This window comes from Pseudomonas sp. AC463 (assembly GCF_979253585.1).
This window is the reverse complement of the sequence record NZ_CEEDDZ010000757.1, coordinates 1-261: the sequence shown is the minus strand read 5'-3', so window position 1 is coordinate 261 and position 261 is coordinate 1. Positions and strand designations below refer to the sequence as shown.

Here is a 261-nt window from a genome sequence, read left to right as displayed (position 1 = left end):
AGCAGCGGCTTCGTCGCCTTGCAGAAGTTCAGCACATAGTCGAACAACCCCGCCGAAAAGCCGTAGCCGAGCCGGACACCCAGCGCGTTCATGATCGCCTCCGCCGCGCCGGTCAGCACCGCGTGCACCGCGTACAGCGCCGGCGCGAGGAACATAAAGCTGAACTCGATCGGCTCGGTCACCCCGGTCAGGAACGACGTCAGCGCCAGGCTGAACAGCAGTCCGCCGACCGCCTACCGTCGATCGGGCAGCGCGGCGTGG

General features: G+C 67.0%; 1 pseudogene. It reads right to left on the bottom strand.

What is annotated here, in order from left to right:
• Nucleotides 1-261: pseudogene (locus tag AC0IYH_RS32255) on the bottom strand (PTS transporter subunit EIIC); the annotation flags it as partial.